Source organism: Kineococcus rugosus, from assembly GCF_050871975.1.
Lineage (GTDB): Bacteria > Actinomycetota > Actinomycetes > Actinomycetales > Kineococcaceae > Kineococcus.
Map to the genome: position 1 here is coordinate 51437 of NZ_JBJLSJ010000002.1, position 24189 is coordinate 75625.

Annotated in this window: 27 protein-coding genes; 12 read left to right on the plus strand and 15 right to left on the minus strand. The window is 74.7% G+C overall.

Annotation, left to right across the window (positions count from 1 at the left end; translation table 11 throughout):
* Nucleotides 1–6 precede the first annotated feature (6 nt).
* Both ACRYM6_RS01280 and ACRYM6_RS01285 read left to right on the plus strand, forming a co-directional pair.
* Nucleotides 7–1890, plus strand: coding sequence for an ABC transporter ATP-binding protein (locus ACRYM6_RS01280; RefSeq protein WP_432540582.1), 1884 nt, complete (start codon nucleotides 7–9; stop codon nucleotides 1888–1890).
* A 61-nt stretch (nucleotides 1891–1951) separates the two neighbouring features.
* Nucleotides 1952–2197 carry a hypothetical protein gene (locus tag ACRYM6_RS01285; protein WP_432540584.1) on the plus strand — a complete coding sequence of 82 codons (246 nt, stop codon included), beginning with the start codon at nucleotides 1952–1954 and terminating at the stop codon, nucleotides 2195–2197.
* Nucleotide 2198: 1 nt separating this feature from the next.
* Here the strand turns inward: ACRYM6_RS01285 and ACRYM6_RS01290 are convergent, their stop codons facing one another.
* The 4 genes from ACRYM6_RS01290 to ACRYM6_RS01305 form a co-directional block, all read right to left on the minus strand.
* Nucleotides 2199–2630, minus strand: coding sequence for a MarR family winged helix-turn-helix transcriptional regulator (locus tag ACRYM6_RS01290; RefSeq protein WP_432540585.1), 432 nt, complete (start codon nucleotides 2628–2630; stop codon nucleotides 2199–2201).
* The gene (locus ACRYM6_RS01295; RefSeq protein ID WP_432540587.1) at nucleotides 2623–3720 is read right to left on the minus strand and encodes an LLM class flavin-dependent oxidoreductase; all 1098 of its coding nucleotides are present in this window, start codon (nucleotides 3718–3720) and stop codon (nucleotides 2623–2625) included. Before ACRYM6_RS01295 ends, ACRYM6_RS01290 begins: the two co-directional genes overlap by 8 nt.
* 91 nt (nucleotides 3721–3811) lie before the next feature.
* Complete coding sequence (locus tag ACRYM6_RS01300; protein ID WP_432540589.1) at nucleotides 3812–5284, minus strand: amino acid permease; 1473 nt, start codon at nucleotides 5282–5284, stop codon at nucleotides 3812–3814.
* A 20-nt stretch (nucleotides 5285–5304) separates the two neighbouring features.
* Nucleotides 5305–5541, minus strand: a complete 237-nt coding sequence (locus ACRYM6_RS01305; protein WP_432512386.1) for a DUF5703 family protein — start codon at nucleotides 5539–5541, stop codon at nucleotides 5305–5307.
* A 111-nt stretch (nucleotides 5542–5652) separates the two neighbouring features.
* Between ACRYM6_RS01305 and ACRYM6_RS01310 the strand changes: the two genes are divergently transcribed.
* Nucleotides 5653–5991, plus strand: a complete 339-nt coding sequence (locus ACRYM6_RS01310) for a primosomal protein (RefSeq protein ID WP_432540590.1) — start codon at nucleotides 5653–5655, stop codon at nucleotides 5989–5991.
* A 164-nt stretch (nucleotides 5992–6155) separates the two neighbouring features.
* On the plus strand, nucleotides 6156–6998 hold the full coding sequence (locus tag ACRYM6_RS01315) for an undecaprenyl-diphosphate phosphatase (protein ID WP_432540775.1): 843 nt from the start codon (nucleotides 6156–6158) through the stop codon (nucleotides 6996–6998).
* An 18-nt stretch (nucleotides 6999–7016) separates the two neighbouring features.
* Here the strand turns inward: ACRYM6_RS01315 and ACRYM6_RS01320 are convergent, their stop codons facing one another.
* Nucleotides 7017–8018, minus strand: a complete 1002-nt coding sequence (locus ACRYM6_RS01320; protein WP_432540591.1) for a magnesium and cobalt transport protein CorA — start codon at nucleotides 8016–8018, stop codon at nucleotides 7017–7019.
* 154 nt (nucleotides 8019–8172) lie between these two features.
* Here ACRYM6_RS01320 and ACRYM6_RS01325 point away from each other — a divergent pair, with 154 nt between their 5' ends.
* From ACRYM6_RS01325 to mshC, 4 genes are read left to right on the plus strand one after another with little or no spacing between them, the layout of a single operon-like run.
* Entirely contained in the window at nucleotides 8173–8901 is a 729-nt protein-coding gene (locus ACRYM6_RS01325; RefSeq protein ID WP_432540592.1) for a histidine phosphatase family protein, read from the plus strand.
* Between the two features lie 10 nt (nucleotides 8902–8911).
* A complete protein-coding gene (locus ACRYM6_RS01330) occupies nucleotides 8912–9484 on the plus strand; it encodes a DUF3090 domain-containing protein (RefSeq protein ID WP_432540594.1) in 573 nt (190 codons plus the stop codon).
* A gap of 38 nt (nucleotides 9485–9522) precedes the next feature.
* The gene (locus tag ACRYM6_RS01335; protein WP_432540595.1) at nucleotides 9523–10329 is read left to right on the plus strand and encodes an SCO1664 family protein; all 807 of its coding nucleotides are present in this window, start codon (nucleotides 9523–9525) and stop codon (nucleotides 10327–10329) included.
* A gap of 42 nt (nucleotides 10330–10371) precedes the next feature.
* Entirely contained in the window at nucleotides 10372–11631 is a 1260-nt protein-coding gene (mshC, locus tag ACRYM6_RS01340) for a cysteine--1-D-myo-inosityl 2-amino-2-deoxy-alpha-D-glucopyranoside ligase (protein WP_432540596.1), read from the plus strand.
* A gap of 45 nt (nucleotides 11632–11676) precedes the next feature.
* On the opposite strand, the gene ACRYM6_RS01345 is transcribed toward mshC, so the two are convergent.
* From ACRYM6_RS01345 to ACRYM6_RS01365, 5 genes are all read right to left on the minus strand, one after another.
* Entirely contained in the window at nucleotides 11677–12441 is a 765-nt protein-coding gene (locus tag ACRYM6_RS01345) for an AIM24 family protein (protein WP_432540598.1), read from the minus strand.
* On the minus strand, nucleotides 12438–13106 hold the full coding sequence (locus ACRYM6_RS01350) for an AIM24 family protein (RefSeq protein WP_432540599.1): 669 nt from the start codon (nucleotides 13104–13106) through the stop codon (nucleotides 12438–12440). Before ACRYM6_RS01350 ends, ACRYM6_RS01345 begins: the two co-directional genes overlap by 4 nt.
* A complete protein-coding gene (locus ACRYM6_RS01355) occupies nucleotides 13106–13735 on the minus strand; it encodes an AIM24 family protein (RefSeq protein WP_432540600.1) in 630 nt (209 codons plus the stop codon). Before ACRYM6_RS01355 ends, ACRYM6_RS01350 begins: the two co-directional genes overlap by 1 nt.
* Nucleotides 13736–13844: 109 nt before the next feature.
* Complete coding sequence (locus ACRYM6_RS01360; RefSeq protein ID WP_432540601.1) at nucleotides 13845–14267, minus strand: DUF805 domain-containing protein; 423 nt, start codon at nucleotides 14265–14267, stop codon at nucleotides 13845–13847.
* Between the two features lie 146 nt (nucleotides 14268–14413).
* Nucleotides 14414–15286 (minus strand): PAC2 family protein, encoded by an 873-nt coding sequence (locus ACRYM6_RS01365; RefSeq protein ID WP_432540602.1) that lies wholly within the window; start codon nucleotides 15284–15286, stop codon nucleotides 14414–14416.
* A gap of 25 nt (nucleotides 15287–15311) precedes the next feature.
* Between ACRYM6_RS01365 and ACRYM6_RS01370 the strand changes: the two genes are divergently transcribed.
* Nucleotides 15312–16034: an HAD family hydrolase gene (locus ACRYM6_RS01370; protein ID WP_432540603.1), complete on the plus strand. Its 723-nt coding sequence runs from the start codon at nucleotides 15312–15314 to the stop codon at nucleotides 16032–16034.
* A gap of 1 nt (nucleotide 16035) precedes the next feature.
* Here ACRYM6_RS01370 and ACRYM6_RS01375 read toward each other — a convergent pair whose 3' ends face one another.
* The gene (locus tag ACRYM6_RS01375; protein WP_432540604.1) at nucleotides 16036–16947 is read right to left on the minus strand and encodes a RecB family exonuclease; all 912 of its coding nucleotides are present in this window, start codon (nucleotides 16945–16947) and stop codon (nucleotides 16036–16038) included.
* Nucleotides 16948–17117: 170 nt separating this feature from the next.
* Between ACRYM6_RS01375 and ACRYM6_RS01380 the strand changes: the two genes are divergently transcribed.
* A complete protein-coding gene (locus ACRYM6_RS01380) occupies nucleotides 17118–18254 on the plus strand; it encodes a M50 family metallopeptidase (protein WP_432540605.1) in 1137 nt (378 codons plus the stop codon).
* A 38-nt stretch (nucleotides 18255–18292) separates the two neighbouring features.
* A complete protein-coding gene (locus tag ACRYM6_RS01385) occupies nucleotides 18293–19369 on the plus strand; it encodes a tRNA (adenine-N1)-methyltransferase (protein ID WP_432540606.1) in 1077 nt (358 codons plus the stop codon).
* A gap of 27 nt (nucleotides 19370–19396) precedes the next feature.
* Here ACRYM6_RS01385 and ACRYM6_RS01390 read toward each other — a convergent pair whose 3' ends face one another.
* From ACRYM6_RS01390 to ACRYM6_RS01400, 3 genes are all read right to left on the minus strand, one after another.
* Nucleotides 19397–20128, minus strand: coding sequence for a ThuA domain-containing protein (locus ACRYM6_RS01390; RefSeq protein ID WP_432540607.1), 732 nt, complete (start codon nucleotides 20126–20128; stop codon nucleotides 19397–19399).
* On the minus strand, nucleotides 20125–21210 hold the full coding sequence (locus ACRYM6_RS01395) for a Gfo/Idh/MocA family protein (protein WP_432540608.1): 1086 nt from the start codon (nucleotides 21208–21210) through the stop codon (nucleotides 20125–20127). Before ACRYM6_RS01395 ends, ACRYM6_RS01390 begins: the two co-directional genes overlap by 4 nt.
* Before the next feature lie 67 nt (nucleotides 21211–21277).
* Nucleotides 21278–22141 (minus strand): sulfurtransferase, encoded by an 864-nt coding sequence (locus ACRYM6_RS01400; RefSeq protein WP_432540609.1) that lies wholly within the window; start codon nucleotides 22139–22141, stop codon nucleotides 21278–21280.
* Between the two features lie 41 nt (nucleotides 22142–22182).
* Between ACRYM6_RS01400 and ACRYM6_RS01405 the strand changes: the two genes are divergently transcribed.
* Nucleotides 22183–23169 carry a bile acid:sodium symporter family protein gene (locus ACRYM6_RS01405; RefSeq protein WP_432540610.1) on the plus strand — a complete coding sequence of 329 codons (987 nt, stop codon included), beginning with the start codon at nucleotides 22183–22185 and terminating at the stop codon, nucleotides 23167–23169.
* Here the strand turns inward: ACRYM6_RS01405 and ACRYM6_RS01410 are convergent.
* Nucleotides 23080–24126 (minus strand): YihY/virulence factor BrkB family protein, encoded by a 1047-nt coding sequence (locus ACRYM6_RS01410; protein WP_432540611.1) that lies wholly within the window; start codon nucleotides 24124–24126, stop codon nucleotides 23080–23082. The two genes, ACRYM6_RS01405 and ACRYM6_RS01410, sit on opposite strands and share 90 nt — an antisense overlap.
* Between the last annotated feature and the right edge of the window lie 63 nt (nucleotides 24127–24189).

Genomic DNA, 24189 nt, shown 5'->3' on the forward strand with positions numbered 1-24189 from the left:
AACGCCATGAGCATGGAGAACGTCGCCCACTCCGCCCTCTGGAAGGCCGTGTCCGCCCCCGACGCCGCGCCCTTCCGCCCCGGCACCCCCCGCCGCGTCCTGGCCATGGCCCGCGAACGGCGCCGCCTGCTCGGCCTCTTCGTCCTCGGCAGCACCGTCCTGGCCGTCCTCGCCGTCGCCACCCCCGTCCTGGCCGGCCGCGCCGTCGACGCCGTCACCACCGGCGACCGCGACCTCGTCGTCACCCTCGCCCTGCTCATCGCCGCCGTCGCCCTCGCCGAAGCCGGCCTCGGCCTCCTCGTCCGCTGGTGGTCGGCCACCCTCGGGGAGGACCTCATCCTCGACCTGCGCACCCGCGTCTTCGACCACGTCCAGCGGATGCCCGTCGCCTTCTTCACCCGCACCCGCACCGGCGCCCTCGTCAGCCGCCTCAACAACGACGTCCTCGGCGCCCAGCGCGCCTTCAGCGACACCCTCTCCGGCATCGTCAGCAACGTCGTCGCCGTCGCCCTCACCGCCGCCGTCATGATCGGCATCTCCTGGCGCATCACCGCCCTGGCCCTCGTCCTGCTGCCGGTCTTCCTGGTGCCCGCCCGGCGCTTCGGCCGCAGCCTGGCCCTGCTCGCCCGCCGCGCCGCCCACCTCAACGCCACGATGATCAACCAGACCACCGAGCGCTTCTCCGCCCCCGGCGCCACCCTCGTCAAGCTCTTCGGCCGCCCCGAGGAGGAGTCCCGCGCCTTCGCCGCCGCCGCCCGCGCCGTCCGCGACATCGGCGTCACCACCGCCGTGCGCCGCGCCGTGTTCGTCACCGCCCTGACGCTCGTCTCCGCCCTCGCCCTCGCGCTCGTCTACGGCGTCGGCGGCCTCGCCGCCCTCGCCGGGACCCTCGACGCCGGCAGCATCGTCACCCTCGCCCTCCTGCTGACCCGCCTCTACGCACCCCTGACCGCCCTGGCCAGCGCCCGCGCCGACGTCACCAGCGCCCTCGTCAGCTTCGACCGCGTCTTCGAGGTCCTCGACCTCGTCCCCCTCGTGCGCGAACGCCCCGACGCCCACGCCCTGCCCGACGGACCCGCCGGCGTCGAGTTCGACCACGTCGGCTTCGCCTACCCCGCCGCCACCGACGTCTCCCTCGCCTCCCTCGAGGACGTCGCCACCCTCGACGCCCGCGGTGGCGTCCCCGTCGTCCACGACGTCACCTTCCGCGTCGAACCCGGCCAGGTCGTCGCCATCGTCGGCTCCTCCGGCGCCGGCAAGTCCACCCTCGCCCAGCTCCTCGCCCGCCTCTACGACGTCGACACCGGCACCGTCCGCGTCGGCGGCCACGACGTGCGCGACCTCACCGCCGAGTCCCTGCGCCGCACCGTCGGCGTCGTCACCCAGGACGGCCACCTCTTCCACGAGTCCCTGCGCTCCAACCTGCGCATCGCCCGCCCCGACGCCACCGACGACGACCTGCACGACGCCCTGCGCCGCGCCCGCCTCACCGACCTCGTCGCCGCCCTGCCCGACGGCCTCGACACCGTCGTCGGCGAACGCGGCTACCGCTTCTCCGGCGGGGAGCGCCAGCGCCTCACCATCGCCCGGCTCCTGCTCGCCCACCCCCGCGTCGTCGTCCTCGACGAGGCCACCGCCCACCTCGACAACGCCTCCGAGGCCGCCGTCCAGGCCGCCCTCGACGAGGCGCTCGCGGGCCGCACCGCGATCGTCATCGCCCACCGGCTGTCCACCGTCCGCAGCGCCGACCAGATCCTCGTCCTCGAGGCCGGGCGGATCGTCGAGCGGGGCACCCACCGCGAACTGCTCGCCCTCGGCGGCCGGTACGCCGACCTGCACCGCCACGGCACCGGCGAGGACGACGCGACCGCCGGGGACCTCATCCGCTGACGACCTCGCGGCGCGGGCACCTGCGCCGGCGGCGGGCCGAGAACCCGGCCGGGTCCTCCCGGTGAGCGGCACCGGGAACGGCGTCGGCTGCTCGACCGACGGTGACCCGGGGGCGCACCGTCCGCGCGGCAGCCGCCGAGCGTCGCAGTTCGTCGCACCACCCCCCGCCGCGCACCGTGCCCCGCCGGGGACCGCCTCCCACCAGGTCCGCTCCCACGTCCCCGTCGAGGCGATCGCCGGCGGGCTCGTCCCGGTCGAGCAGTTCGCGAACCCCCCGGACGACCAGGTGGTCCGGGCCCTGGGGTGAGTCACCCGCCGAGCACGGCCCGGCACAGCCGGGTGAGCTCGGCGAGCTCGTCGGCCGAGAGTCCGGCGAACTCCTGCGCGATGCCCGCGGCGTGCCGGCCGCCGACCTCCCGCTGCAGCGCGGCGCCCTCGGCGGTCAGCACGACGACGACGCCGCGGCCGTCGCGGGGGTCGGCCTCGCGGGTCAGCAGCCCGCGCGCGGCGAGCCGGTCGACGAGCCGGCTCAGCGAGGGCTGCGGCAGGTAGACCTCCCCGCTGAGGCCGCCCAGGCGGCACCGGCCGCCGGAGCGGGCGAGCGTGTAGAGCACGTCGTACTCGCGCACGCTCAGCCCGCCCCAGACGTCCTGCGCCGCGAACCGGCGCAGCAGGGTCGCCTGGAGCCGGAACACCGACTCCCAGGCGTCCACCGCCGCGCGGGTGCGCCCCTCAGACAAGGGCGTCCTGCGCGGCGAGCCGCGCCGCCACCCGGGAGGTGTGCGAGGGCGGGTCGCTGGGCACCCCGGCCGCCCGGCGCGACTCGAACTCCCGGCGCAGCACCGGCACGACGTGCTCACCGAGCAGGTCGAGCTGCTCCAGGACCGTCTTCAGCGGCAGCCCGGCGTGGTCCATGAGGAACATCTGCCGCTGGTAGTCGCCGAAGAACTCCTGGAACGTGAGCGTCTTCTCGATCACCTGCTCGGGCGAGCCCACGGTCAGCGGGGTCTGGCGGGTGAACTCCTCCAGCGACGGCCCGTGCCCGTAGACGGGGGCGTTGTCGAAGTAGGGGCGGAACTCCTTCACCGCGTCCTGGGAGTTCTTCCGCATGAACACCTGCCCGCCGAGCCCGACGATGGCCTGCTCGGGCGTGCCGTGCCCATAGTGGGCGTACCGCTGCCGGTACAGCTCGATGAGCCGGATGTAGTGCTCCTTGGGCCAGAAGATGTTGTTCGCGAAGTAGCCGTCCCCGAAGTAGGCGGCGATCTCGGCGACCTGCGGGGTGCGGATCGAGCCGTGCCACACGAAGGGGGCCACCCCGTCGAGCGGGCGGGGGGTGGAGGTGAAGCCCTTCAGCGGGGCCCGGAACTCGCCCTCCCAGTCGACGACGTCCTCGTCCCACAGGCGCCGCAGCAGGGAGTAGTTCTCGATGGTCAGCTCGACGCTCTTGGAGATGTCCTGGCCGAACCAGGGGTACACCGGGGCGGTGTTCCCGCGGCCCAGCATGAGGTCGGCGCGGCCGTCGGACAGGTGCTGGAGCATCGCGAAGTCCTCGGCGATCTTCACCGGGTCGTTCGTGGTGATGAGCGTCGTCGACGTGGACAGGACCAGCTTGCTGGTGCGGCCGGCGAGGTAGCCGAGCATCGTCGTGGGCGAGCTGGGCACGAAGGGCCGGTTGTGGTGCTCACCGGTGGCGAAGACGTCGAGCCCGACCTGCTCGGCGTGCTCGGCGATGGTCATCATCGCCTTGATCCGCTCGCCCTCGGTCGGCGTCCGGCCCGTGGTGGGGTCGGTCGTCACGTCGCCGACGGTGAAGATCCCGAACTGCATGACGTCCTCCTCGCAAAGTCCATGCGTTTGCATGTACTTGCTTGAAGCGTACAGCACCGCGATCCATTCCCGTCCCGCGGCGGGGGAGCGGTCAGCCCGCGCGGCGCGCCAGGCGGGAGTGCCGGTAGCCGTAGGCCAGGTAGACCAGCAGCCCCAGCGCCATCCAGATCCCCAGCCGCACCCAGCTCTGGGCCGGCAGGAACCCCATGAGGACGAACGACGCCACCGCCGAGACGACCGGCAGCACCGGCACCCACGGCATGCGGAACGCCCGCGGCAGGTCCGGGCGGGTCCGGCGCAGCACCACGACCCCCACCGAGACCAGCACGAACGCGAACAGCGTCCCGATGTTCACCATCTCGGCCAGGTCGGAGATGGGCGTGACGGCCGCGACCACCGCGACGACGACCCCGGTGACCGCCGTGATCCGGACCGGGACCCCCGTGCGGTCGTCGACCTTCGAGAACCACGCCGGCACCAGCCGGTCCCGGGCCATCGCGAACAGGACCCGGTTCTGCCCCAGCATCAGGATCATCATGACCGTCAGCAGCCCGGCGACCGTGCCCACGCTGATGAGCGTGGCCACCAGGTCCGCCCCCACCGACCGGAAGGCGTTCGCCAGCGGCGCCTCCACCGAGATCTCGTCGTAGCGCACCATCCCCGTCACCACCAGGGACACCGCCACGTACAGCAGCGTGCAGATCGCCAGGGACCCGAAGATGCCGCGGGGCACGTCGCGCTGCGGGTTCTTCGTCTCCTCCGCGGCGGTGGCGACGATGTCGAAGCCGATGAAGGCGAAGAACACCAGCGCGGCGGCGGTGAGCACCCCGCCGACCCCGAACGTCCCGAACGGCACCCCCAGGTCCTGCCACAGCGCGGGGTCGGCCGGGGTGCTCGACGCGCTCGGCGACCCGGTGGGCGGCACGAACGGCGACCAGTTGGCGGCCTTCACGAAGAACAGCCCGGCGACGATGACGATCCCGACGACCAGGAGCTTGACCGCCACGACGACGGTGTTGAACCGGGCCGAGGTCTTCGTGCCCACGCACAGCACGGCCGTCAGGACCAGGATGACCGCCGCCGCGATGAGGTTCGGCTGCGTCGGGGAGGGGGAGGCGGAGTACAGCCAGGCCGGCACCTCCAGGCCCAGCGTCGACCCCAGCAGGTCCGCGGCGTAGCTGGACCAGCCCACCGCGACCGTCGAGGCGCCCAGCGCGAGCTCCAGGATGAGGTCCCAGCCGATGATCCAGGCGACGACCTCGCCGAGGCTGGCGTAGGAGAACGTGTACGCCGACCCCGCGACCGGCACGGTGGAGGCGAACTCGGCGTAGCACAGCGCCGCGAGGGCGCACACGACGCCGGAGACGACGAAGGAGATCGCGACCCCCGGCCCGGCGCGGGTCCCGGCCGCCTCACCGGTCAGGACGAAGATGCCCGTGCCGATGATGACGCCGACGCCGAAGACCGTCAGGTCCCAGGCCCCGAGCGTCTTGCGCAGCCGGTGCCCCGGTTCGTCGGTGGTCGCGATCGCGTCCTCGACGCTCTTGGTCCGGAAGATGTCCACGACCTGCGACCGTAGGCCGCTCAGGCGGTGCGTGCGACCCGGATGATCTTCCGCCGCAACCACACCTTGCGGCTGCCCCCCATGTACAGGCGCACCCGCGCCAGCTCCCACCGGCCGTACTCGGCGTGCTCGGTGAGCAGCTGACGGGCCTGGGAGCGCGAGGTCTCCCGCGACAGCGTCAGGACGCGGTACTCGTACTCGTCGGACGTGCCCGGGCCCACGGGACCACCGGTCACCCTGTTCGTGTGCGCAGCCATCGCCCCCATGATGCACCCGGTCCCGCCTCCCGGCACGGGTACGGCCCGGTGGTGGCGGGGGACCGGCGAACCCGGTGGGGTGCTCGGGGCGATCTTCGGTACGGTCGGACCATGAACCCGGACCCGCGCGCAGCCCTGGCCCGACTCGTGGCCGCGCTGGAGGACCACCTCGCCGCTGCCGCCAACCGTCGGGGTGAGACCGACCCGGCGGTGGCCGACGCCTACCAGCGCGTCGCCGACGCCTTCGAGGCCTACGAGGAGGCGATCTACGACGCCTACGACGAGGTCACCCCGTTCGTCCTCTACGACGACGTCGAGGACGAGCGCGAGGACGACGACGAGGACGACGAGGACGACGAGGACGAGGACGACCTCGACGAGGACGACGACGAGGACGACGACACCGGTCAGGGCGGGGCGACCGGGCCGGACGCCGCCACCCGGCTCTGAACCGCCCGCCGGACCCCGCGTGTGAGGGTTCGGTGGACCGGGGGTGAGGCCGCGCGCGGGCGGGCCGGGCGCGGCCCGGCACCCGCTAACGTGCGGCACGTGCTGACCCGAGCTCTCCCCGATGCTTCCCCCTGCCCGTCGGACGGGGGTGCCCCGGCGTGAGCATGGGTGTCCTCGAGGGCGCGTTCCTCGGTCTGGTGCAGGGCCTGACGGAGTTCCTGCCCATCTCCTCCAGCGGTCACCTCGCGATCGTGGGCACCCTCATCGGGGCCCAGGACCCCGGCGCCGCGTTCACCGCGATCTGCCAGCTCGGCACCGAGGCCGCGGTCGTCCTGTACTTCCGCAAGGACATCGCCCGCATCGTCGGCCGCTGGGCCCGGTCCCTGACCGGGGCCGTCCCGCGCGACGACCCGGACGCGCGGATGGGCTGGCTGGTCATCCTCGGGACGATCCCGATCGGCCTGCTGGGCCTGCTGTTCAAGGACTCCATCGAGACGACCCTGCGGGGCTTCGTCGTCATCGCCACCTCGCTGTGGGTGTTCGCGCTGATCCTGGGGGCGGCCGACCGCTTCGGCCGCAAGGAGCGCACGCTGGACCAGCTGACCTGGAAGCACGGCGTGCTGTTCGGGTGCGCGCAGGCCCTGGCCCTGATCCCCGGGGTGTCCCGCTCGGGCGGCACCATCACGATGGGTCTGCTGCTGGGCTACACCCGGGAGGCCGCGGCGCGGTACTCCTTCCTGCTGGCGATCCCCGCGGTCGTCCTGTCCGGCTTCTACCAGCTCTACGACGAGGTCAGCAGCGGCGCGGCGATCGCCTGGGGCCCGACCGCGGTGGCGACCGTCGTGGCGTTCGCCGTGGGGTACGCCGTCATCGCCTGGCTCATGCGGTTCATCACGACCCACAGCTACACCGTGTTCGTCGTCTACCGGATCGTGCTGGCCGCCGTCGTGTACGGCCTGGTGCTCGCGGGGGTCCTCGCCCCGTTCAACGAGGCGTCGTTCGGCTGAGGGGCGCGGCGGTCGGGCTCACAGCCAGCCCGACCGCTTGAACTGCCGGTGCAGGCCCAGGCAGATCCCGGCCATCAGCAGCAGGCACAGCGGGTACCCGAACCGCCAGGACAGCTCGGGCATGTGCTCGAAGTTCATGCCGTAGACCCCCGCGACGAGCGTGGGGACGGCCGCGATGGCCGCCCACGCCGAGATCTTGCGCGCGTCGTCGTTCTGCCGCACCGAGACCTGCGCGAGGTGGGCGTTGAGGATGTCGGTGAGCAGCCGGTCGTAGCTCTCGACGTGCTCGACGGTGCGGACGAGGTTGTCGAGGACGTCGCGCAGGACGAACCGGGCCTGGTCGTCCAGGGGGTGCACCGGCTCGGTGCCGTCAGCGTCGACGAGGCGGGTCAGGGGGGCCACCAGCGGGAAGGCGCCGCGCCGCACCTCCAGCACCTCGCGCTTGAGGGAGTAGATGCGCTCGGCGTCGGAGCTGCGGCTGGGGGAGAAGACCTGCTCCTCCATCTCCTCGACGTCCTGCTCGAGCTCGGCGTCGATGGCGGTGTACCCGGCGACGACGTGCTCCATCACGGCGTGCAGCACCCCGCGCGGTCCCCGCTCCAGGCGGCGCGGGTCGGCCTCGACGGCCCGCCGGACCCCGGCCAGCGCGCCGGCCTCCCCGCGGCGCACCGTGACGACGAACCGGTCGCCGACGAAGGCCATCAGCTCGCCGGTCTCCACGCGGGAGGTGTCGTCGAAGTACTCCAGCACCTTCAGGACGACGAAGACGGTGTGCCCGTAGGTCTCGATCTTGGGCCGCTGGTGGCCGGTGACGGCGTCCTCGACGGCGAGGCGGTGCAGCCCGAGCGCCCGCGCGACGTCGGTGAACTCCTCGGCGGTGGGGTCCTCCAGCTCGAGCCAGAGGAACTCCGGCGCGGAGGAGGGGTCGAGGGTGGGCTCGCCGCAGCGGCGCAGCGCCTCGGCGAGGTCGGGGACGTCCCGGCGCGAGCCGTCGCGGTAGGTCGCGACGTCGACGATCACTGGGCCACCACCGCGTTGATCACGAACGCCATGCTGCCCCGTGCCGCCGCGCCCCACAATAGCAAGGGAAATTCAGTTACCGGAGTCAATGCCGACGAGCCGTCCTGTCGTCAGCCGCCGGACCGTGGACCGGAACCGCCCCTAGGGTGGAGCCGTGCCCACGCTCCTGCTCGTCCGCCACGGCCGCAGCACGGCCAACACCGCCGCCGTCCTCGCCGGCTGGACCCCGGGGGTGCACCTCGACGACACCGGCCGGGCGCAGGCCGAGGCGCTGGCCCGGCGGCTGGCGCCGGTCCCCGTGGCCGACGTCGTCGTCTCGCCGCTGGAGCGCTGCCAGGAGACGGCGCAGGCGCTGTGCGCGGTGGACGGTCCGACGGGTCCGCGGCCGCCGCTGCGCACCGACGAGCGCCTCGGGGAGTGCCGGTACGGCGACTGGACGGGCCGCGCGCTGAAGGACCTCGCCAAGGAGCCGCTGTGGCGCACGGTCCAGGCGCACCCGTCGGCGGTGGTGTTCCCCGGGCCGGAGGGGGAGTCGCTGGCGACCGTGCAGCACCGCGCGGTCGAGGCGGTGCGCGAGCACGACGCGCGCGTCCAGGCCGAGCACGGTGACGACGCGGTGTGGGTGGCGGTGACGCACGGGGACGTGATCAAGGCCGTGCTGGCCGACGCCCTGGGGATGCACCTGGACCTGTTCCAGCGCATCTCCGCCGACCCCTGCTCGGTCTCGGTCGTCCGCTACACCCCGCTGCGGCCCTTCGTGCTGCGCGTGAACGACTCCGGCGGCGACCTGGCCGGGTTCGCGCCGCAGCCGAAGAAGCGCAGGTCGCGGCGTGCGGCCGCGAGCAGCGACGCGGTCGTCGGCGGCAGCACCGGCGCGGCGTAGGGTCGGGGCCATGCCGGTCTACGAGTACGACCCGCCGGAACGCTTCGTGGCGGGCACCGTCGGCGAACCCGGGCAGCGGACGTTCTTCCTGCAGGCCCGCGGGGCCGGGCGGCTGACGTCGGTGGCCCTGGAGAAGACGCAGGTCTCCGCGCTGGGCGAGCGGGTCGGCGAGCTCCTCGACGAGATCGTCCGCCGCTCGGGCGGCTCGGCGCCCGTCCCGGCCGTGGTGGCCGCCGGCAGCGAGGACACCGCACCCCTCGACGTCCCCATCGAGGAGGAGTTCCGCGTCGGCACGATGAGCCTGGCGTGGGACTCCGAGCGCCAGGTCGTCGTCATCGAGTGCTTCGAGGTGACCGACGCCGACGCCGACGCCGAGCTGGAGGCGGAGCTGGACCCCGAGCTGACCGGCCTCGGGGGCGACCGGAACGTGCTGCGGGTGTCGCTGGACGGCACGGCGGCGCGGGCGTTCGCGGCGCGGGCGCTGGCCCTCGTCGCGGCGGGCCGGCCCCCGTGCCCGTTCTGCGCCGGGCCGCTGGACCCCGCCGGGCACGTCTGCCCCCGGGCGAACGGGTACCGGCGCTGAACGGGACGTTCGCCGGCGTCGGGGAGCAGGAGGCGCTGGTGCGCCTGGCGACGGGGGAGCTGCGGATCCTCGGCCGGCTGGCGGACGCCTCGAACGCGACGCTCTACGCGACGGTGACGACCGGCGAGGGTGAGCTGGCGTGCGTGTACAAGCCCGTCTCGGGCGAACGCCCGCTGTGGGACTTCCCGGACGAGACGCTGGCCCGCCGGGAGGTCGCCGCGTACGCGGTGTCGGCGGCCACGGGCTGGCACGTGGTGCCGCCGACGGTGCTGCGCGACGGCCCGCTGGGGCCGGGGTCGGTGCAGCTGTGGCTGCAGCAGGACGGGGCGGACCCGGCCGACGCGGACGAGGTCGTCCTGCCGGCGCCGGGGGCGGGACTGGTCGACATCGTGCCGCTGCGGCGCGTGGAGCCCGGCTGGCTGACGGTGCTGGAGGCCGAGGACGGCGCGGGCCGCCCGGTGGCGCTGGTCCACGCCGACGACCCGCGGTTGCGGCGGGTGGCGGTGCTGGACGTGGTGCTGAACAACGCCGACCGCAAGGGCGGGCACGTCCTGCCCGGGTGGTCGGGGGCGGTGCACGGCGTCGACCACGGGCTGACCTTCCACGAGGAGCCGAAGCTGCGGACGGTGCTGTGGGGTTTCGGCGGGTCGCCGCTGCGGCCCGACGAGCGGGAGGTGCTGGGCGCGCTGGCGGCCGACCTGGGGGGCCGGCTGGGGGAGCTGCTGGGCGACCTGCTGAGCGTGGAGGAGGTCGTGGCGACGCTGGAGCGCGTCGAGCGGCTGCTGTCGGTGGACCGCCTGCCGCGCCCGCGGGGGCACCGGACGATCCCGTGGCCGCCCTTCTGACCGGTGTCCGGGCCGTTCCCGCGGCCAGGTAGGTTCGGGCTCGTGCGTTCCTGGCCCGTTCCCGCCGTCCCGACCCTGCCCGGCCGGGGTCCCCGCGTGCACCTGCACGACACCGCGACCGGGGGGCTGGTCCCCGTCGGCCCGACGGAGGGGACGGCGACGCTGTACGTGTGCGGCATCACGCCGTACGACGCGACGCACCTGGGGCACGCGAACACCTACGTCTCCTTCGACCTGCTGGGCCGGGCGTGGCGCGACGCCGGCCTGGACGTCCGGTACGTGCAGAACGTCACCGACGTCGACGACCCGCTGCTGGAGCGCGCCACGGCGACCGGCGTGGACTGGCGGGACCTGGCCGAGTCGCAGATCGAGCTGTTCCGCGGGGACATGGCGGCGCTGTCCGTGATCCCGCCGCAGGAGTACCTCGGGGTCGTGGAGGCGGTCGACCTCGTCGCCGGTGCGGTGCGCGAGCTGCTCGCCGCCGGTGCGGCCTACCGGGTCCCGGGCGTCGACGGCGGCCCCGACGGCGACGTGTACTTCCCCGTCGCGGCGGACCCGGCCTTCGGGTCGGTGTCGGGTTGCGACCGGCCGACGATGCTGGAGCTGTCCGCCGAGCGCGGTGGCGACCCGCAGCGCCCGGGCAAGCGGGACCCGCTGGACCCGTTGCTGTGGCGGGTGGAGCGCCCCGGGGAACCGGCCTGGGAGGCCGGTGAGCTGGGTCGTGGCCGTCCCGGCTGGCACGTGGAGTGCTCGGCGATCGCGCTGGAGCACCTGGGGATGCCGATCGACGTCCAGGCCGGCGGGTCGGACCTGGTGTTCCCGCACCACGAGATGGGCGCGGCGCACGCGCACCTGATGCGCCCGGGGCAGCGGCCGTTCGCGCGGGCGTACGCGCACTCGGGGATGGTCGCCTTCGACGGCGAGAAGATGAGCAAGTCCAAGGGCAACCTGGTGCTCGTCTCGAAGCTGCTGGCCGCCGGGGTCGAGCCGGGCGCGGTCCGGCTGGCGATCGTTGCGCACCACTGGCGCAGCGAGTGGGAGTGGACGGACGAGGTCCTGGCCGCGGCCCGCGACCGGTACGCGGCGTGGACGGCGGCGGTGTCGCGGCCGGCGGGGCCGGCGGCCGAGCCGGTGCTGGCGGCCGTCCGGGCACGGCTGGCCGACGACCTCGACGCGCCCGGGGCGGTCGCCGCGGTCGACGCGTGGGTGGCCGCGGCGGGCACCGGGTCCGGGGACGACGCGACGGCGCCGGGGCTGGTGCGCGACGTCGTGGCGGCGCTGCTCGGGGTGGAGCTGGGCTGAGGGGGCCGCCGGGCGGGTCCCCCCGCCCGGCGCCCCTCGCGGCCGCTACTGCTGGTGCTGCTGGAGCTGGCTCTGGATGACACCGGCCAGGTGCTGCAGCTGGTGCGGCCCGAGCTGCTGGACCTCGCCCTCGAGCCGGCGGACGACGTGCGGGTCCTCGAGCACCCGCTCGGAGCTCTGGAGCAGGACGGTCCCGGCGCCGGTGAAGTCGTACTGGCGTTCCTCCCCGGAGCGGGTGCCGAGCAGGGCGCCGCGGGCGGCACCGAGGAAGTGCCCCATCCAGCCGGCGTCGAAGTGCTGGGAGGGGGCCGGGCAGTCGGCCCACCCGACGAGCGCCTCGGGGTCGACGCGGACGGGGGGCTCGACGAAGATGACCGGCCCGGAGGAGCTGGCGAGGAACTTGCCCGTCCCGAGCAGGGTGAGGAACCCCGGGATGATGGACTCCTTGAGCTCCAGCCCGGCGTCGAAGGCGAGCAGGTTCGCGGCCCGGACGGTGAGGTTCCCGTCTTCGAGGTCGTAGGAGTTGATGTCGTACCCGCGGTCGCCGAGGATGACGTGGCCCTGGCCGTTGGCGACGACCCAGTCGCGGCTGTACAGCGGGGAGGAGAACGTGGCGGCGACCATCGCGGTCATCGACGTCGCCGTGAGGGGCTCGAACCGGATGGTGCCGCCCCCGAGGGGGTAGTAGGCGATCATCCGGCCGGTCTGCATGAACAGCGGCCCGTCGAGCCGGACGCAGTAGGCGTACGGGTTGTCGGGCAGGTTGTCGTGGTCCGGCAGGGTCTGCGGGTCCAGCGGTCGGACGGTCACAGCTTCTCCTCGCTCGCCTGGACGTAGACGGTGCCCTCGCCGGACACCTTGAGCTGCACGCCCTCCCCGGAGCCGCGTCCGACGGCGTCGCGCCAGGACAGGGCGGTCGCGACGTCGAGGCTCAGGTTCCCCACGTGCGCGACGTACGCCTGCGGGTCGACGACGACCTGCCGCCCGGCGCCGACGCGCAGCGCGAACGTGCCTCCGTGGGACAGGACGGCGACCGACCCGCGGCCGGAGAGCTGGGTGGTGAACAGGCCCTGGCCGGTGACGGCGCCGCGGACGGCGCCGCGCAGGCCGCCCTGCTGGCCGAGGAAGACGACGGAGCTGGACATGGCGGCGTCGTGCGCGAGCAGCCGGTCGGCCTCGACGGACATCGGCTGGGAGCCGTCGAGGTCGACGATCGTGACGTGGTGGCCGCGGAAGCCGTAGTGCACGGTGCCCTGGCCCTCGGCGACCATCAGCGGCACCGCCTCGCCCTGCAGGCCGCGCGCGAGCGCCGAGGCGATGCCGCCGCCGTAGGCGCCGCCGCCGGGTCCGCCGGAGACGGGGGAGAAGGCGATGCGGCCGGTGGTGGCGAGCATGGCGCCGCGGCGGGCGAGCACCTCGGCGCCGGGGCGGACCTCGGCGAGGACGACCTTGGAGGTGACCTTGGTGAAGCCCATCACCGCTCCTCGGGCTGGATGTACACGGTGCCGTGACCCTCGAAGCGCAGGGAGAAGGCCTCCCCGGAGCTCTCGCCGACGAGGTTGCGCCAGGAGACGTCGGTGACGAACGACTGGCTGAGCTGCCCGACGGCGCCGATGTAGGCGTCGGGGTCGACCACGAGGGGGGTCCGGGGGGTGACGCTCAGGGCGATGGGCGGGCCGCCCAGGGAGATCAGCGCGACCTGGCCGTGGCCGGTGACGGTGGTGGTGAACAGGCCCTGCCCGCTGGAGGCGCCCTGGAGGCCGGTGAAGGCGACGTCGTTCCTCAGGCCGGCGTCGAGGCACAGCAGGCTCTCGGACTCGGCCTTGAGGGTGTCGCCGGCGAGGTCGAGCAGCAGGACGTACCCGGCGTCGACGGCGAGGTGGACGGTGCCGCGGCCGGTGACCTCCATGAGGGACAGGGACTCGCCGGTGACGCGCTGCTTGAGGGCGGCGCGCAGGCCGCCCCCGCCGCCGGTGCCGGCGTTCTTGAACTGCACGTCCCCTTCGTAGGCGACCATCGAGCCGGTCTGGGCGCGGACGGCGCTGCCCTTGGACCCGTCGAGGTCGACGACGAGGACGCGGGGTGATTCCAGTCGCCAGGGCACGGCGCCTCCCCTCGTGCGGCCCGGTCGGTCCGGGCTCGGGTCCACTATGGCGTGATCTTCCCGGTGGTGGGTGGAGGTGGGGGTCCTCGCGGTCACCGCCGGGGTCGGGTCAGCGGTGGCCGGCGTACTGCTGGTACGGGTCGGCGTGCTCGTGGACGCCCTTGGGGTTGGGGCCGAACCGGTTGGGGCCGGGGGTCGACTCGGTGCACTCGAAGCCGAGCAGGACGAGGCCGCCGAGGGGGACGAAGGCGATGAGGTACCACCACCCGGAGCGGCCCGTGTCGTGGAGGCGGCGGACGGTGACGGCGAGGGAGGGCAGGAGGAGGCCGAGGTAGCCGACGACCAGGGTCACGCCGAGGGCGGTGGACAGGAGGTCGACGCCGGTGGCGTCCACGAGGAGGACGAGGACGCAGGCCAGGACGGTGAGGACGAGCCGGGCCAGGGTCCACCACCAGTACTCGGCGCGGCGGGCGCGGCCGCGGAAGGTGGCGTAGTCGCGGAGCACCGAGGTGACGGCCTCGATCGGGTTCACGGGTGACCTCCCTGCTGCGGTGCGCCGGTCGCACCGTGGTCGCCCATCGTCGCGGGGGTGGTGACGCGGAGTGGTCGTTCGGCGGACGGGGTCACCCGTTGCGCTCACTCCGCGTCCCCCTCCCGGCCCTGTTCGGGGGGCCGGGGTCAGCCCCGGCGGGGCGGGTCGTCGCGGCGGCGCAGGTAGCGCTCGAACTCGCGGGCGATGGCCTCGCCGGAGGCTTCGGGCAGCTCGGCGGTGTCCTTGGCCTCCTCCAGCTGCTGGACGTACTCGGCGATCTCGGTGTCCTCCTCGGCGAGCTCGTCGACGCCGCGCTCCCAGGCGCGGGCGTCCTCGGGCAGGTCGGCGAGGGGGATGGAGAGGTCGAGGAGCTCCTCGATGCGGCGCAGGAGGGCGAGGGTGCCCTTGGGGGAGGGGGGCTGGCCGACGTAGTGCGGGATGGCGGCCCACAGGGAGACCGAGGGGATGCCGGCGGCGGTGACGGCGTCCTGGACGACGCCGACGATGCCGGTGGGGCCCTCGTAGCGGGAGGGCTCGATGTCGAGCTTCTCGACGAGGTCGGGGTCCTCGCTGCTGGAGGTGACGGGCAGGGGGCGGGTGTGGGGGACGTCGGCGAGGAGGGCGCCGAGGGTGAGGACCAGGGAGGCGCCGTGGCTGGTGGCGACGTCGACGACCTCCTGGGCGTAGGTGCGCCAGCGCATGGAGGGCTCGATGCCGCGCACCAGGATGACGTCGCGGGGGCCGCCGGGCAGGTGGGCGGTGGAGATGCGGGTGGTGGGCCAGGTGAGCCGGCGGCGGCCGTCCTCGTCGAAGTGGACGGTGGGCCGGTTGACCTGGAAGTCGTGGTAGAGCTCGGGGTCGAACTCGGTGAGGTCGGTGGCGTTCCAGACCTGGTGCAGGTGGGCGACGGCCTGGCTGGCGGACTCCCCGGCGTCGTTCCAGCCCTCGAAGGCCGCGATGACGACGGGGTGGCGCAGGGCGGTGTCGTCCGGTGTGGGGTCGGCGGGCTGCTCGGGCACCCCCCAACCCTAGACTCCGGGGCTGATGACTCTCTCCGAAGCACCCCGTGAGGCCCCCGTCCAGCTCCCCGCAGCGGTGCTGTGGGACATGGACGGGACGTTGGTGGACACCGAGCCGCACTGGATCGCGGCGGAGACGGCGCTGGTGGGCCGGTACGGGGCGTCGTGGTCGCACGAGCAGGCCCTGGCGCTGGTGGGCAGCGCGCTGCCGGAGTCGGGGCGGGTGCTGGCGGCGCACGTGGAGCGGTCGGTGGGGGTGCGGCTGGACCCGGACGCGGTGGTGGCCGAGCTGGTCGCGGCGGTCGTGGCGCAGGTCGGTGCGGCCGTGGTGTGGCGCCCGGGGGCGCTGGAGCTGCTGCGGGCGCTGGGGGCGGCGGGCGTGCCGTGCGCGCTGGTGACGATGTCGTACCGCAGCCTGGCGGACGCGGTCGCGGCGATGGTGCCGGGGGCGTTCGCGGTGGTGGTGGCGGGCGACGAGGTGGAGCGGGGCAAGCCGGCCCCGGACCCGTACCTGCTGGCGGCGCGGCTGCTGGGGGTGTCGCCGGGCGACTGCGTGGTGATCGAGGACTCCCCGACGGGGGTGGCCTCGGGGGAGGCGGCGGGGGCGCGGGTGCTGGCGTGCCCGCACATGGTGCCGATCCCGGCGGCGCCGGGGCGCAGCCGGGTGGCGTCGCTGGCGCGGGTGGACCCGGCGGTGCTGGGCAGGATCGCCGCGGGCGCGGTGGTGGACGAGGTCGCCGCGGGGTGAGTCAGGCCCCCGGCGGCGCGGTCGGCGCGGCTGGCGCGGTGGGCAGCGGTGGCGGGGTGCCGCCGTAGGCGGGGCACAGGGCCTGGTGGCTGCACCAGGTGCAGCCGCGGCCGGGGCGGGGGCGCCAGTCGCCGGTGCGGCGGTTGCGCTCGATGGCGTCGGCCAGGGCGCGGATCTTGCGCTCGGTGGCGAGGAGGTCGTCCTCGTCGGGGGCGTGGCGCAGGATGTCGCCCGAACCGAGGTAGACGAGCTGCAGCAGCCGGGGGACCTGGCCGCGGGTGCGCCACAGCAGGAGCGCGTAGAAGCGCATCTGGAACAGGGCCTTGGCCTCGGAGGCCGGCGAGGGCGCGCGGCCGGTCTTGTAGTCGACGACGCGCATGGCCCCGGTGGCGGTGAGGTCGAGGCGGTCGACGATGCCGCGCAGGCGCAGGTCGTCGGTGAGGTCGTGCTCGAGGGGCATCTCGCGCGCGGCCGGTTCGAGGCGGGTGGGGTCCTCGAGGGCGAAGAAGGTGCGCAGCAGGGTGCGGGCGCTGCCCAGCCAGGTGGCGAGCGCCCGGTCGGCCGCGTCGCCGGGCGCGTCGCCGGTGACGTCGCCGGTGACGTCGCCGGTGGGCTCGGGGAACAGGGCGCGGACGGCGGGTTCGCGGTCGCGCAGCGCGGCCCACTGGGGCTCGACCATGGCGCAGGCGCGGTCGAGGGTGCGCTGGTCGGCGGGCAGGTCGAACAGGTGCTCGAGGACGGCGTGGACGAGGGTGCCGCGCACGGCGGCGGGGCTGGGGGCCTCGGGGAGCCGGTCGATGGTGCGGTAGCGGTACAGCAGCGGGCACTGCATGAAGTCGGCGGCGCGGGACGGGGACAGCGTCCGGCGGGTGGGGGGCGGGGGTGCCTCGGCCCGTGGCGCACCGTCGGTCACCGGCTCATCGTACGGCGCGCAGCGCGACCGCCCCGGGTCGGAGCGGCGGGTGCGGCGACCTAGGATCGGTGGATGTTCGTGGTCGTCCCCCCCGTCGTCCGCTCCCTCGCCCCCCCGCTCGTGCCCCCGCTCGTCCGTCCGGTCGCCCGCGGGTCCGTCGGCGTGGTGTCGTGAGGGGCGGGATCTCGCTGGGGCGCCCCTTCGGGGTGCCGCTGGTGCTGGCGCCGTCGTGGTTCCTGTTCGCGGCGCTGATCGTGTGGATCTTCGCCCCGGTGGTGCAGCTGAGGGTGCCCGGGCCCTCCTCGTACCTGGTGGCCTTCGGGTACGCGGTGCTGCTGCTGGTGTCGGTGCTGCTGCACGAGGTCGCGCACGCGGTCGCGGCCCGGGCGACCGGGCAGCGGGTCACCGGGATCGTGCTGAACGTGTGGGGCGGGTTCACCTCGCACGAGGGGCGGACGACGCCGGGCGGCAGCCTGCTGATCGCCGTGGTCGGCCCGGTGGTCAACGGCGTCATCGCGGCGCTCGCCTGGTGGGCGCGGGAGGGCGTCGCCGACCGGCCCGGCGGCGGCGGCGTCGTGGGGCTGCTGCTGGGCGCGCTGATGCTGTCGAACGCGCTGCTGGCGGTGTTCAACCTGCTGCCGGGGCTGCCGCTGGACGGTGGTCACGCGCTGGAGGCGGTCGTCTGGAAGGTGCGCGGGGACCGGGCGGCCGGGACGCTGGTCGCCGGCTGGGTGGGGCGGGTGCTGGCCGTCCTGGTGTTCGTGGGCGGGCTGCTGGTGCCGCGGCTGCTGGGCTGGGGGTCCTCGCTGACGGACGTGGTGTGGGCGGCGCTGGTCGGGGCGCTGCTGTGGCAGGGGGCCTCGGAGGCGTTGCGGTTCGCGGCGGTGCAGCGGCGGGTGCCGGCGCTGTCGGCGCGGGCGCTGCGGCGGCCGGCGATCGGGGTGAACGCGCGCGCGACCGTGGAGGAGGTCGTCCGGTCGGCGCGGGCGGCGATCGACGCGGGGGCGACGCAGGGGTCGGCGCGGGACCTGGAGGTCGTGCTGGTGACCGACGACGGGGTGCCGGTGGCGGTGGTCGACACGGCGGCGCTGCGGCAGGTCCCGGTGGAGCGGCGGACGTCGCTGGGGGCGGGGGCGACGGCGCGGGCGCTGCCGCCGCGGTCCTGGCTGCCGGAGGACCTGACGGGTGAGGCGCTGCTGGAGGCGGTGCAGGTGCGTCCGGGCGAGCACGTCGTGGTGGACACTGCTGGTCGTGTGCGCGGGCTGCTGCACACCGGCGACGTGATCGCCGCCGTGACGGCCCGCTGACGCTGACCGTTCCCCGGACGACTGGAAGAGGACCCTCCGTGATCGACCCTGCCCACCCGGCGACCGTCGACCCGACCGACGAGCCGACCGCCGACGCGGCGGCCGACCCGGCGCAGCTGCGCCCGCCGACGGGTGCGACCACGCGCCGGGGCCCGCTGCGCGAGGGTGAGCGGGTGCAGCTGACCGACCCGCGGGGCCGGATGCACACGATCACCCTCACCGCGGGCGCGGAGTTCCACACCCACCGCGGCAAGTTCCTGCACGACGAGCTCATCGGCCGTCCCGACGGCACGACCATCGTCAACACCGCGATGATCGAGTACCTGGTGATGCGGCCGCTGCTGACGGACTTCGTGCTGTCGATGCCGCGCGGCGCGGCGGTGGTGTACCCCAAGGACGCCGGGCAGATCGTGCAGATGGCCGACGTGTTCCCCGGGGCCACGGTCATCGAGGCCGGCGTGGGGTCCGGGGCGCTGTCGATGTCGCTGCTGCGTGCCGTGGGCGACCAGGGGCAGCTGCACTCCTTCGAGCGGCGCCAGGACTTCGCCGACGTGGCCCGCGGGAACGTCGAGACGTTCTTCGGCGGGCCGCACCCGGCGTGGACGGTGCGGGTGGGCGACCTGGTGGAGACGCTGCCGACGACGGGCGTGCTGGCCGACCGGGCGGTGCTGGACATGCTGGCGCCGTGGGAGTGCCTGGACGCGGTGGCCGACCACCTGGCCCCCGGCGGGGTGCTGATCTGCTACGTGGCGACGGCGACGCAGCTGTCGCGAGTGGCCGAGGCGATGCGGGACTCGGGGCGGTGGACCGAGCCGGAGGCGTGGGAGTCGATGGTGCGCGGCTGGCACCTGGAGGGTCTGGCGGTGCGTCCGCAGCACCGGATGATCGGGCACACGGGGTTCCTCATCACCTCGCGGCGGCTGGCGGACGGGTTCACCCCGCCGCTGCGCAAGCGCCGCCCGGCGCCGGGGGCGTACCCGGTGGACGGCGCGGAGCCGGTGGAGGTCGTGGAGGGCACCGAGTACGGCGACCGGCCGATCTCGGACCGCAAGGTCCGCCGGGCCGCGCGGGAGGCGGCGCGGGGGGCGCAGGCCTCGGCGGGGTCGGACGACTGACCGCCGCCCGCCCCGCCGGGGTTCACCTCACAGGAGCCACTGGCGGGGCGGGTTGGTGACGTCGGGGACGGCGCGGGCGGTGGGGCCGGGGTCGGCCCAGCGGACGCCGTTGGCCAGGACCTGCTGGATCTCGGCCTGCTGGTAGACGGGGTACTCCTGGTCGCCGGGGGAGAAGTAGAAGATCCGTCCCCGGCCTCGGGTGAAGGTGACGCCGGAGCGGAACACCTCGCCGCCGGCGAAGGAGCTGATGAAGACCAGGTCGTCGGGGTCGGGGATGTCGAACAGCTCCCCGTACATCTCCTGGCGGGGGATGACCAGGGGGTGCGGGATCCCCTGGGCGATGGGGTGGGACGGTTTGACGGTCCACACGAGTTCCTGCTCGCCCTCGTTGCGCCAGGCCAGGGAGCAGGTGGTGCCCAGGAGCCGGCGGAAGATCTTCGAGAAGTGCCCCGAGTGCAGGACGAGCAGGCCCATGCCGGCCAGGACGTGCTGCTCCACGCGGTCCACGACGGCGTCGTCGACCTGCTCGTGGGCGGCGTGGCCCCACCAGAGCAGGACGTCGGTGCGGTCGAGGACGTCGGCGCTCAGGCCGTGCTCGGGGTCGGCGAGGGTCGCGGTGGACACCTGCGCGTCGGGCAGCAGGCGGCGCAGGCCGGCGGCGATGGCGCCGTGCATGCCGTCGGGGTAGTACTCGCCGATGTTCGCGGGGTGGTTGTTGGCCTCGTGGACGCCTTCGTTCCACACCAGGACGCGGGTCACGCGGTGGTCCCTCCGATCCGTTCGACGGGTTCGACGCGGCCCGAGGCGGCGGACGTCGCGGCGGCTTCCATGAGGGCGACGCTGCCGAGGTTGGAGCGGCCGGTGACGTCGGGGGCGGGGCCGCCGCGGATCGCGCGGGCGAACTGGCGCAGCCCGGCCGAGCGGCCCCACAGGTCCGGGGTGGTCAGCTCGACCGGTTCGGCGGGCGCGCCGCCCAGGCCGAGGCGGACCTCGTCGTCGGCGGGGCCGCCGTTCCCGCGGCCGGTGAGGGTGAGGTAGCCGTCGGCGCCCTCGAAGGTCCACTCCCCGTCCCAGTGGGTCTGGGGGGCGCGGGAGACCCAGCTGCCGCGGTAGCTGGCGACCAGGCCGCCCTCGAGCTCGATGACGAGGACGGCGGAGGCCTCCTCGGTGTAGCGGCTCCACGGCGGGTCGGTGACCTTGGCGTAGACGCTGACGGCTTCGCGGCCGGTGGTCATGCGCAGCAGGTCGAAGTGGTGGATGGCCATGTCGTAGATGAGCGGGTGCGGGAACTGGTAGTGCCGGTAGCCGCCGTCGGCGGGTTCGTCGTGGTCCCAGCGGCGGAAGTCGACGTGGACGACCGACAGGTCGCCGACGGCGCCGTCGGCGATGAGCTGCCGGGCCTTCTGCGCGCCGGGGTAGAACCGGTAGTTCTGGCTGACCTGCAGGACGAGGCCGAGCTCCTCGGCGCGCTCGACGGCGGTGCGGGCCTCGGCGACGGTCCCGGCGAAGGGCTTCTCCACGAGGACGTGCAGGCCGGCGTCGAGGGCTTCGAGCGCGACGGGCACGTGGAAGTCCATGGGGGCGGTGACGACGACGCCGTCGGCGGGGACGGCGGCGGCGGCCTCGGTCAGGGAGGTGAAGCACAGCTCGTCGGGCAGGCCGAGGGCGGCCTGGGCCTTGCGCAGGGTCGGCTCGTGGGCGTCCACGACGGCGACCCGCTCGACCTCGGTGACGGGGGGGATGGCGTTGCGTTCCCAGTCCCCTCCCCACCCGCCGAGCCCGACGTGGATGATCTTCGTCTTCTGGGTGCCGGTTGTCCGGGTGCTGTCAGCGTCGACCACGATCTCGACGCTACACGGCGCCCCGGGACCGGCGGGAGGGTCCCCGGGGGCGTGTCCGGGATCGTTCTCACACCGCGGGGTCGCCGTCCGGGCCGGGGCCGGTGGCGACCGGCCGGGTGGGGTCGGTGACCCACTCCGACCACGAGCCGGGGTACAGCGTCCCGGACAGCCCGGCGACCTCCAGGGCCAGCAGCGTGTGCGCGGCGGTGACCCCGCTGCCGCAGTAGACGCCGACCTCGACGCCCGGGCCCACCCCGGCGGCGGCGAACCGCGCCCGCAGCTCGGCCGGCGCGGCGAACGTGCCGGCCGCGGTGACGTGCCCGGTCGTGGGGAGGTTGCGGGCGCCGGGGACGTGGCCGGCGACCGGGTCGACGGGCTCGGACCGGCCGGAGTACCGCTCGGGGGCGCGGGCGTCCAGGAGCACGCCGGTGCGGGCCAGGGCGGGCAGGGCGGCGGCGTCCAGGACGGGCAGGGCGCCGGGGCGGACGACGACGTCGCCGGGGGCCGGCCGGGGGACGTCGGTGGTCAGCGGCCCGCCGTGGGCGGTCCAGGCGGCCAGGCCGCCGTCGAGGACGCGCACGTCGACCAGCCCGGCCCAGCGCAGGACCCACCAGGCGCGCGCGGCGCTGGTGGAGGTCGCGGCGTCGTGGACGACGACGGGGGTGCCCCGGTGCACCCCGGCGGCGCGCAGGACCTCCTGCAGGGCCGCGGGGTCGGGCAGCGGGTGGCGGCCCTCGCCGGGGCGGCGGGGCCGGGACAGCTGGGTGTCGAGGTCGACGAACACGGCGCCGGGCAGGTGCCCGCGGGCGTGCTCGGCGGCGCCGTCGGGCCCGCCCAGGCTCCAGCGGACGTCGAGCACGACGGGGGGCCGGTCCCCGGCGAGCTCGCGCTGGAGGTGCGGGACGTCGAGGAGGGGAGCGGGCGGGGCCATGGCGGTCACTGTGCCAGCACCGCCCCAGTAGGGTCGCGGCCGTGCTGCGCTGGTCCCGGGTCCCCGTCCTGCGCCGCGTGGAGCCGTTCGTCGTGGCGATCCTGCTGGCGGTCGCGGTGGCGGCGGTGCTGCCGGCCGGGGGCGCGGCCGCGACGGGGCTCTCGTGGGGCACGACGGTCGGGGTCGGGGGGCTGTTCTTCGTCTACGGGGCGCGGATGGCGCCGGCCGAGGCGGTCGCGGGGCTGCGGGACTGGCGGTTGCAGGGGTCGGTCGCGGCCACGACGTTCCTGCTGTTCCCGGCGCTGGGCCTGCTGGTGGCCGCGCTCGCGGGGGGTCTGCTCGACGACGGCCTGGTGACGGGGCTGCTGTTCCTGGCGGTGCTGCCCTCGACGGTGCAGTCGTGCGTGGTGTTCACGGCGGTGGCCCACGGGGACGTGCCGGGGGCGGTGGTCAGCGCGACGGTGTCGAACCTGGCCGGGATCGCGCTGACGCCGCTGCTGGCGGCGGCGGTGCTCGGCGCGGCCGGGGCCGGGCCCGACGCCGGGGCGGTGGGCCGCATCGTGGTGCAGCTGCTGGTGCCGTTCCTGCTGGGTCTGCTGGTGGGCCGGTGGGTGGGCGGCTGGGTGCGGGCGCACCGGCGTCCGCTGACGCTGCTGGACCGCGCGGTGATCGTGGCGGTGGTCTACGCCGCGTTCAGCCGCGGTGTCCGGCAGGGGGTGTGGCAGGAGGTGGGCGCCGGGGAGGTCGCGGTGGTGCTGGGGTGCGCCGCGGTGCTCCTGGCGACCGTGCTGGCCCTGACGTGGTGGGTGCCGACGTGGTGGGGGGCCGGGCGCCCGGCCCGGGTGACGACGCTGTTCTGCGGGTCCAACAAGTCGCTGGCGACGGGCCTGCCGATGGCGACGGTGCTGTTCGACCCGCACGCGGTGGGGCTGGTGGCGCTACCGGTCATCCTCTACCACCCGCTCCAGATCACGGTCTGCTCGTTCCTCGCCACCCGCCTCGGCCGCACGGCGGGCTTCCAGGGGTGAGTCGTCGAACTCGACGTGGACGCGCTCGAACCCCTTGTGCCGCTGGGCCTGCGCGATGCGGGTGTAGGCGCGCTCGTCGCCCTCGGTGAGTTCCACGGCGTCGGTGAAGGGTGTCAGCAGGGCGCGCGGGTAGAGCCGGCGGCTGCGGACGACGTCGGCCTCCAGGCACAGCACCACGCAGCAGGAGGTGACGAACAGGAAGGCGATGAGGCCCAGGACCGCGGTGAAGACCTGGTTGGAGACGCTGGTCCGCTCGCTGACCAGACCGACCAGGTTGCCGCCGAAGTGCTGCAGCAGCTGCCACAGGACGGCCATCGTCAGCGCGCCGGGCAGGATGGTGCGCAGCGGGGGGCGGTGCGCGACGGCCAGCCAGAACGCCATGGTGAACCCGACCCCGGCCAGGACGGTGTACCCGACGGTGCTGGCCCACGACAGCAGCCGGCCGCCACCGCTGATGACGTCGCTCAGGACGATGTTCAGGACCGTGGTGCCCACCACGAACAGCCCGGCGGTCACCATGAGCAGCAGGCTGCGCAGGCGGGACTTGAACGGGTTGGGGCGCTCGTTGCGGGGGATGCCCCAGGCGATGTTCGCGGCGTTCTGCAGGGCCAGGCCGACGCCGAGGCCGCCGTAGAGCGCGCCGGCGAGACCGATCGCCAGGCCCGCCCCGCCGCCGCCGAGCCGTCCGGGGTCGCCGATCTCGGTGCCGATCACCGGGATGGTGCCGACCGCGGAGTTCACGATCGCGTCCTGCGCGCCGGGGTTGCCGGCCAGGACGTACCCCAGGATCGTGGACAGCAGCAGGAGCAGCGGGACGATGCTCAGCAGGCCGTAGTAGGTGACGATCGCGGCGAGGTAGGCGCCCTGGTCCTCGAAGAACTTGTAGACGACCGCGAGCGGGTAGCTGACGACGGGGTGCCGCCGCTGGAACCCGTCGAGCCGCGAGACCCACGACATCGACCGTTCTCCCCCGACCTCGACCCGAGCGTGCTGGTGCTGCCGGGGACGAGGGTAGGGGCA